The 8746-nt window shown below is 58.3% G+C and carries 7 protein-coding genes; 5 read left to right on the top strand and 2 right to left on the bottom strand.

The features are described 5' to 3' along the window. Window positions 1-207: 207 nt before the first annotated feature. Window positions 208-1428, bottom strand: coding sequence for a CaiB/BaiF CoA-transferase family protein (locus tag ALP40_RS22685; RefSeq protein WP_122210379.1), 1221 nt, complete (start codon window positions 1426-1428; stop codon window positions 208-210). A 12-nt stretch (window positions 1429-1440) separates the two neighbouring features. After that, window positions 1441-2622 (bottom strand): acyl-CoA dehydrogenase, encoded by a 1182-nt coding sequence (locus ALP40_RS22680; RefSeq protein WP_122210378.1) that lies wholly within the window; start codon window positions 2620-2622, stop codon window positions 1441-1443. A gap of 155 nt (window positions 2623-2777) precedes the next feature. Here ALP40_RS22680 and ALP40_RS22675 point away from each other — a divergent pair, with 155 nt between their 5' ends. The 5 genes from ALP40_RS22675 to ALP40_RS22655 all read left to right on the top strand — a co-directional run bounded on the left by ALP40_RS22675 (window position 2778) and on the right by ALP40_RS22655 (window position 8694). Further along, window positions 2778-3686 carry a LysR family transcriptional regulator gene (locus tag ALP40_RS22675; protein ID WP_122210377.1) on the top strand — a complete coding sequence of 303 codons (909 nt, stop codon included), beginning with the start codon at window positions 2778-2780 and terminating at the stop codon, window positions 3684-3686. 429 nt (window positions 3687-4115) lie between these two features. Continuing rightward, window positions 4116-5237 (top strand): Re/Si-specific NAD(P)(+) transhydrogenase subunit alpha, encoded by a 1122-nt coding sequence (locus tag ALP40_RS22670; protein WP_122210376.1) that lies wholly within the window; start codon window positions 4116-4118, stop codon window positions 5235-5237. A gap of 10 nt (window positions 5238-5247) precedes the next feature. Continuing rightward, window positions 5248-5571, top strand: coding sequence for an NAD(P) transhydrogenase subunit alpha (locus ALP40_RS22665; RefSeq protein ID WP_004881581.1), 324 nt, complete (start codon window positions 5248-5250; stop codon window positions 5569-5571). Beyond that, entirely contained in the window at window positions 5568-7022 is a 1455-nt protein-coding gene (locus ALP40_RS22660; protein ID WP_122210375.1) for an NAD(P)(+) transhydrogenase (Re/Si-specific) subunit beta, read from the top strand. Before ALP40_RS22665 ends, ALP40_RS22660 begins: the two co-directional genes overlap by 4 nt. Window positions 7023-7200: 178 nt before the next feature. Beyond that, window positions 7201-8694 carry an acetyl-CoA hydrolase/transferase family protein gene (locus ALP40_RS22655; RefSeq protein ID WP_122210374.1) on the top strand — a complete coding sequence of 498 codons (1494 nt, stop codon included), beginning with the start codon at window positions 7201-7203 and terminating at the stop codon, window positions 8692-8694. The last annotated feature ends 52 nt before the right edge of the window (window positions 8695-8746 follow it).

Below are 8746 nucleotides of genomic sequence, written 5' to 3'. Positions count from 1 at the left end.
CGACCTCCTTCCTCGCTGACTTCATCCTATAAACCCTTGTAACTCATTGAATCTCAAGGCTTTTTCGTTTCCGTCTGCGCCGGAAGTGGGGCGAATTATAGACACCTCAACGAGCGCGTCAACCGTTATTTTCGATTAAGTCGAAATTAGCCGATTCAGGCCTTGTAGCTATATAGAAAGACAACAAACCCACGCCTGCTTATATCGCTACAACACGCCTGCAGCTTGAAGCGCGACAACCTCATCCGCACTCATCCCGAGCAATTCCTGAAGAACCTGCGACGTATGCTCCCCCAATAACGGAGGCGCACGCCGGTATTCCACCGGCGTCTCGGACAATCGGATGGGGCTGGCCACTTGCGCCACCTGCCCGGCCAGCACGTGCGGCAACTCGATGGCCAACCCGCGCGCCAGCACTTGGGGATCTGCAAACACCTGAGCGAGATCGTTGACCGGCCCACAGGGAACGCCTGCCGCCTCCAGCGCCTCCACCCACTGCGTGGTTGTCTTGAACACTGTTGCCTGCCGTATCAGCGGAATGAGCTCAGCCCGATTGGCCACTCTTAGCTTATTAGTGAGAAACCTTGGGTCTGTCGCCCAATGCGGTTGCCCCGCCACCTCGGCGAATTTGCGAAACTGGTTGTCATTGCCGACGGTAAGAATGAAATCCCCATCGGCCGTAGGAAAGTCCTGATAAGGCACGATATTGGGATGCGCGTTGCCCAGCCGCTTTGGCGCGACCCCCGTAGTCAGGTAATTCATCGCCTGATTCGCCAGGCAGGCGACCTGGACATCCAGCAGTGCCATGTCGATGTATTGCCCGATACCGCCTTGATCGCGGTGCGCCAATGCCGCAAGAATCGATGTAGATGCGTACAACCCCGTCAGAATATCCGTAAGAGCGACGCCCACCTTTACCGGCCCAGCACCCTCATCGCCATCAGGGCGTCCTGTCAGACTCATCAGCCCGCCCAAGCCCTGAATCATGAAGTCGTAACCGGCACGCTTCGCATAAGGACCGGTTTGACCAAACCCGGTGATAGAGCAGTAGATCAGCTTCGGATTGAGCGCCTTGAGGGATTCATAATCCAGACCATAGGCAGCTAACCCACCGACCTTGAAGTTTTCGATCACCACATCAGACTTCGCGACCAGCTCACGCAACAGCCTTTGCCCCTCAGGACGAGTGAAATCGATAGTGACCGATTGCTTGTTCCGATTGGCCGACAGGTAATAAGCCGCCTCAGTCGTATTCTGCCCCGCCTCATCCTTCAGAAACGGCGGCCCCCACGAACGGGTATCGTCGCCGCAAACCGGACGCTCGACCTTGATGACATCCGCGCCAAGGTCGGCAAGGATCTGGCCTGCCCAAGGACCTGCCAGCACTCGCGACAAATCCAGCACCCGGATATGAGAAAGCGCGCCCATGTTGCGCCCTCCTTAATAGAAGGCCTGAATGCCGGTCTGTGCGCGCCCAAGGATCAGCGCATGCACGTCATGCGTGCCCTCGTAGGTGTTGACCACTTCCAGATTCACCAGATGGCGAGCGATACCGAATTCGTCGGAGATGCCATTCCCCCCCAACATGTCCCGCGCCATCCGCGCGATGTCAAGAGACTTGCCGCAGGAGTTACGCTTCATGATCGAGGTGATTTCCACCGCAGCGGTGCCCTCGTCTTTCATACGCCCCAGACGCAGACATCCCTGCAGGGCCAGCGTGATCTCGGTCTGCATGTCAGCGAGCTTTTTCTGGATCAACTGATTGGCCGCCAAAGGCCGACCGAACTGATGGCGATCAAGCGTGTACTGACGCGCTGTGTGCCAGCAGAATTCCGCAGCCCCCAATGCTCCCCAGGAGATGCCATAGCGCGCCGAGTTCAGACACGTAAAAGGCCCCTTGAGCCCGCGTACATCGGGAAAGATATTTTCTTCAGGCACAAATACGTTATCCATCACGATCTCGCCAGTGATGGACGCCCGCAGGCCAACCTTGCCGTGAATCGCAGGAGCGCTAAGGCCTGCCCAGCCTTTCTCGAGAACGAAGCCGCGAATGTCGCCCGCATCATCCTTGGCCCACACCACGAACACATCAGCGATCGGGCTGTTGGTGATCCACATCTTGCTGCCGGTCAGGCGATAGCCACCCTCCACGCTTTTGGCACGAGTGATCATCGCTCCCGGATCGGAGCCGTGATTGGGCTCGGTCAGACCGAAACAACCGACCCACTCACCCGAAGCCAGCTTCGGCAGGTACTTCTCTTTTTGCGCCTGAGTACCAAACTCGTTGATGGGCACCATGACCAGCGAAGACTGCACACTCATCATTGACCGATAACCGGAATCGATGCGCTCGACCTCGCGGGCAATCAGGCCGTAGCACACATAGTTGAGGCCACTGCCTCCAAACGCTTCGGGAATGGTCGCCCCCAGCAGTCCCATATCGCCCATCTCGCGGAAGATGGCCGGGTCGGTCCGCTCGTGACGAAAGGCTTCCAGTACACGCGGGGCAAGCTTGCTCTGAGCGAACTGCTCGGCACTGTCGCGAACCATGCGCTCCTCTTCAGTGAGCTGCTGATCCAGCAAAAGAGGATCGATCCAGTTGAAACTCGCCTTGCCACTCATAACTCGCCCTCACGCTAACCTGAATGTTGTGCGCTTGATCCTAGTCCCGGATCGCCCCACCGACAAACGAGGATTCTTCAACCTGTTGTGCTAATTTCTCACTCCGAAACGGGACCAGGCCCGAATAGACACCACAATCAGTGAGGACTCGGTACATGAGACGCAAGATTCCCAGCACCACCGCACTGATCAGCTTTGAGTCGGCGGCGCGCCATGAAAGCTTTACCAAGGCCGCTCAAGAGTTATCGCTGACACAGGGCGCCATCTGCCGACAGATTGGCAGCCTGGAATCGTTTCTCGGTATCGAGCTTTTCCGACGCTCGCGTCGCGGGGTGAAGCTGACGGAGGCTGGTCTTTCCTACAGCCGTCGCGTCGCCATGCAGCTCGACGCCGTGGAGCGCGACACCCTATCGATCATGGGCCAACAGGGCACGAACGTTATTGAACTGGCCGTTGTGCCAACCTTCGGCACGCAATGGCTGCTGCCTCGCCTCAGAGACTTTCAACACAAGCACCCGGAAGTGACGGTGAACCTCACCAATCGCACACGCCCGTTCCTGTTCGCCGACACCGACTTCGACGCTGCGATCTACTTTGGCGACGCCGAGTGGTCGGGCACTGAGGCCTATCGGCTGATGAATGAGAACTCGATGCCCGTCTGCAGCCCCGCATTTCTGCAAGGCCGAGAACATCTGGATGCAGGTGAACTGGGTGAACTGCCGCTGCTGCAACAAACCACACGTCCTTACGCATGGCGACAATGGTTCGCCGCTCAGAACCTCAACGTGGCGCGTGACATGACAGGCCCTCGCTACGAGCTGTTTTCCATGCTGGCGCAAGCTGCCATGCACGATATGGGTATCGCACTGATCCCACCCTTCCTCATCCAGCGTGAATTGCAGGAAAAACGCCTGGTGATTGCCAATGCTCATTCGTTACCCAGTAACAAGGCTTATCACCTGATGATTCCAGAGCGGAAAATCGAATCAGCCTCTTTGCGTGCGTTCCGTGACTGGCTCATCGATCAAGCAAATGGCTACACGCTACCGTCCGAGCGGGTTTGAGGCCTGAGGTGGAAAAGTAGTACACACTATAAATAACCTACAGATATAAGCTTATGTCGCTTAAACAACAGTTGTACGATAACGCTCAACCTCGCCTGCAGGCCTTTATTTACAAGGCTCATGCACAGATAGCTGCTCCGCGGACACGTACTGGATAGAAATGGCGATTTCCGCTGGTTTACATACGGCTTTCAGTAAAACCCCCCGTAAATAAAGGGCCAAATGCCTTAATCGCGACAATAGGTCACAGGGTGACTTGTAGTTAATCTTCAGTCTCATTACAGAATGTGTTGAACCCCTTCGACTTCGCCTGCAAAATGCGGCGCTCCCTGTATTCAGGGGCTTGCTGATCGGCCACTTCCAGGCGCAATAGCCGCAGTGCACTGGCCTATTCATGAAGATAAAAAAGATCGCGCAGGAGATTCTGACGTGCACATTGGTGTTCCCCTCGAAACCCAGTCAGGTGAAACCCGGGTCGCTGCCACCCCGGAAACCATCAAGAAGCTGATCAGCCAAGGGCATAGCGTCACGGTACAAAGCGGCGCCGGCATTCATGCCAGCGTCCCGGACAGTGCCTATGAAGCCGCAGGCGCCACCGTGCGTGGAGCCGACGACACCTTCGCCAGCGAACTTATCCTCAAGGTCGTGGCCCCGAACGAGAACGAACTGGCGCTTATAAAGAGCGGTACGGTCGTCATCGGAATGCTCAACCCCTTCAACAACGAGAACATTGCCCGGATGGCAGAGCGTGGCATCACCGCCTTTGCGCTTGAAGCCGCCCCGCGCACCTCGCGTGCGCAGAGTCTTGATGTGCTGTCTTCGCAGGCCAACATTGCTGGCTACAAAGCGGTTTTACTCGCGGCGCACCACTACCCGCGGTTCATGCCGATGCTGATGACCGCTGCGGGAACGGTCAAAGCTGCCCGCGTGCTTGTCCTCGGTGCAGGGGTTGCCGGTCTACAGGCCATCGCCACCGCCAAGCGCCTGGGGGCCGTGGTCGAGGCGTCGGATGTGCGCCCAGCCGTAAAAGAGCAGATCGAGTCACTGGGCGCGAAATTCATCGATGTTCCTTACGAAACCGATGAAGAACGTGAATGCGCCGAGGGTGTCGGCGGTTACGCACGCCCCATGCCGGTCAGCTGGATGCAGCGCCAGGCTGTGGCAGTGCATGAACGTGCAAAGCTTTCGGATATCGTCATTACCACCGCCCTCATTCCAGGCCGCAAAGCACCGGTACTGCTCAGCGCCGACACCGTGGCGCAAATGAAGCCCGGTTCTGTGGTTATCGACCTGGCGGCCGCTCAAGGTGGCAACTGCCCGCTGACCGTGGCCGACCACGTTACGCTCGAGCACGGCGTGACCCTCGTCGGCCACACCAATCTGCCCGCACTGGTGGCCGCCGATGCATCGGCGCTGTATGCCCGCAACCTGCTGGACTTCATGAAGCTGCTGTTCGACAAGGATGGCGCATTCTCGATCAACCTCGAAGACGACATCGTCGCCGCGTGCCTGATGTGCCGCGACGGTCAAATCATCCGCAAGAACGGCTGAGGACACCCCAATGGAAGAGTTGATCTCCCCCGGCATCTACAACCTGATCATTTTCGTGCTGGCGATTTATGTCGGCTACCACGTGGTCTGGAACGTGACGCCCGCACTGCACACGCCATTGATGGCGGTGACCAATGCCATCTCCGCCATCGTGATCGTCGGTGCGATGCTTGCCGCAGCGCTCACGGTCACGCCGCTGGGCAAAACAATGGGCACACTGGCTGTCGCGCTGGCTGCCGTTAACGTCTTTGGCGGTTTCCTGGTTACCCGGCGCATGCTGGAAATGTTCAAGAAAAAGGCACCTAAAGCGAAAGACGAGGTGCAGAAGCCATGAGCATGAATCTGGTTACCCTGCTGTACCTGATCGCTTCGATCTGCTTCATCCAGGCGCTCAAAGGCTTGTCCCACCCGACCACATCGCGTCGCGGCAACCTGTTCGGCATGCTGGGCATGGGGCTGGCGGTCCTCACCACGGTCGGCCTGGTATTCAAACTGGCCGCCTTGTCGACCGCTGAAGGCACCAGCGCCGGCATCGGCTACATCGTCGTCGGCCTGCTGGTCGGTGGTACTGCGGGTTCGATCATGGCCAAGCGGGTCGAGATGACCAAGATGCCGGAGCTGGTGGCCTTCATGCACAGCATGATTGGTCTGGCGGCCGTGTTCATCGCCATCGCAGCAGTGGTCGAGCCTCAGTCGCTGGGCATCGTTCGACACCTGGGCGACGCCATACCCACCGGCAATCGCCTGGAACTGTTCCTGGGCGCGGCGATTGGCGCGATTACCTTCTCCGGGTCTGTGATCGCGTTCGGCAAGTTGTCAGGCAAGTACAAGTTCCGCCTGTTCCAGGGCGCGCCGGTACAGTTCGCCGGTCAGCACAAACTGAACCTGATTCTGGGCCTGGCCACGCTGTTCTTCGGCCTCACGTTCATGTTCACAGGCAACCTGACCGCGTTCGCCATCATGCTCGCACTGGCCTTCGTGATCGGCGTTCTGCTGATCATCCCGATTGGCGGGGCCGACATGCCCGTCGTGGTGTCGATGCTCAACAGTTATTCGGGCTGGGCGGCGGCAGGTATTGGCTTCTCGCTGAACAACTCGATGCTGATCATTGCAGGCTCGCTGGTGGGCTCTTCGGGCGCGATCCTGTCGTACATCATGTGCAAGGCCATGAACCGTTCATTCTTCAACGTGATCGGCGGCGGCTTCGGCGGCGCGACGGATACGGCCGGCCCTGCAGGCGCCAAGGAAGCACGCCCGGTGAAATCCGGTTCGGCCGACGATGCCACCTTCCTGCTGACCAATGCCGACACGGTGATCATCGTGCCGGGTTACGGTCTGGCAGTGGCGCGCGCCCAGCATGCTCTCAAAGAGCTGACCGAAAAGCTGGTGCATCATGGCGTGACCGTGAAGTACGCGATCCATCCGGTGGCAGGACGCATGCCCGGCCACATGAACGTGCTGCTGGCTGAGGCCGAAGTGCCTTATGACCAAGTATTCGAGATGGACGACATTAACTCCGAGTTCGGTCAGGCAGACGTAGTACTGGTGCTCGGCGCCAACGACGTGGTCAACCCGGCCGCCAAGAACGACCCGAAATCGCCGATTGCAGGCATGCCCATCCTCGAAGCGTTCAAGGCCAAGACCATCATCGTCAACAAGCGCTCGATGGCCAGCGGCTATGCAGGTCTGGACAACGAACTGTTCTATCTGGATAAAACCATGATGGTGTTCGGCGACGCCAAAAAGGTGATCGAGGACATGGTGAAGGCCGTCGATAACGCCTAGTCTGCCCCGTCCAGAACAGCCCCGGCTCGCGCTGCGACCGGGGCTTTTTGCATTTTGCGTAACAGTGTTTTGCGCTGAGAACCGCTAATTAGAGCCCTCAAATGCGACCATGGTAGCGGGACGAAAAGAACCCGACTGTCTAGACTTGTCGCTCGCCTCAACCTTCGAGAATGAATCCATGCACCATGACCGTATCCGCCTGCCCTCCCTGATGAGCAAGGTAATGAGCGCAACCGACGCCGCCGCCCTGATCGAAGATGGCATGACCGTCGGCATGAGTGGCTTCACCCGAGCAGGTGAAGCCAAAGCCGTTCCCCAAGCGCTGGCTGAGCGTGCAAAGGTCTCGCCGCTCAAGATCAGCCTGATGACCGGCGCCAGCCTGGGCAATGATCTGGACAAGCAACTGACCGAATCCGGTGTGCTTTCCCGCCGTATGCCATTTCAGGTCGACAGCACACTACGCCGCGCCATCAACGACGGCACCGTCATGTTCATCGATCAGCATTTGTCCGATACCGTCGAGCAACTGCGCAATCGGCAGATCAAGGCCGTGGACCTGGCCGTCATCGAGTGCGTGGCCATCACCGAGGACGGCCATCTGGTATTGAGCACCTCAGTGGGCAACTCCGCCAGCTTCGCCATTCTTGCAAAACAGGTGATCGTGGAGATCAATCTGGCTCAGCCTCTGGAGCTGGAAGGGCTGCACGACGTCTATATTCCAAGCTATCGCCCCACGCGCTTGCCCATCCCGGTACTGGAAGCCGATTCGCGCATCGGCAGCCACGCGGTGAAGATTGATCCGGCAAAGATCATCGGCATCGTGATCAGCAATCAACCCGACTCCCCGTCCACGGTGCTACCGCCGGACGTGGAAACCCAGGCCATTGCTCAGCACTTGGTGGAATTCTTCAAGAAAGAAGTGCGCGAGGACCGTCTCACCAACACGCTGATGCCGTTACAGGCGGGCATCGGCACCATCGCCAATGCGGTGATGCACGGCCTGCTGGATTCGCCTTTCCATGACATGACCATGTATTCCGAGGTACTGCAGGATTCAACTTTCGATCTGTTCGATGCAGGCAAATTGAGCTTCGCCTCAGGCAGCTCCATGACGCTTTCAGCATCGAAGCACGCGCAGGTCTTTGCCGACTTCAGCCGCTACAAATCCAGACTGGTGCTGCGCCCGCAGGAGATCTCCAACCACCCTGAAGTCATTCGCCGACTGGGCATCATCGGGATCAACACCGCGCTGGAGTTCGATCTGTACGGCAACGTCAACTCCACCCATGTATGCGGCACGCGCATGATGAACGGCATTGGCGGCTCGGGAGACTTCTCGCGCAATGCTCATCTGGCCATCTTCGTGACCAAATCGATTGCCAAAGGGGGCTCCATCTCAAGCGTCGTGCCGATGGTGAGCCATGTCGATCACACCGAACATGACGTCGACATTCTGGTAACCGAACAAGGACTGGCGGACCTGCGTGGTCTGGCACCGCGAGAGCGCGCCCGCGTCATTATCGACAACTGTGTCCACCCCGATTACCGGGACGCGCTGAACGCCTATTTCAACGCTGCATGCGAACGCGGCGGGCACTCGCCTCACATCCTTCGCGAAGCACTGAGTTGGCACATAAACCTCGAAGAAACAGGTCGCATGCTGCCGGCCTGAACGAGACAGTTGGAAGTGAGCAAGACCTTTGGCCATCGGCTCGCTTCCACTC

The organism is Pseudomonas viridiflava (assembly GCF_003702045.1).
GTDB lineage: Bacteria > Pseudomonadota > Gammaproteobacteria > Pseudomonadales > Pseudomonadaceae > Aquipseudomonas > Aquipseudomonas viridiflava_C.
The sequence above is the reverse complement of the archived record's forward strand: the minus strand, read 5'-3'. Positions and strand labels throughout refer to the sequence as shown.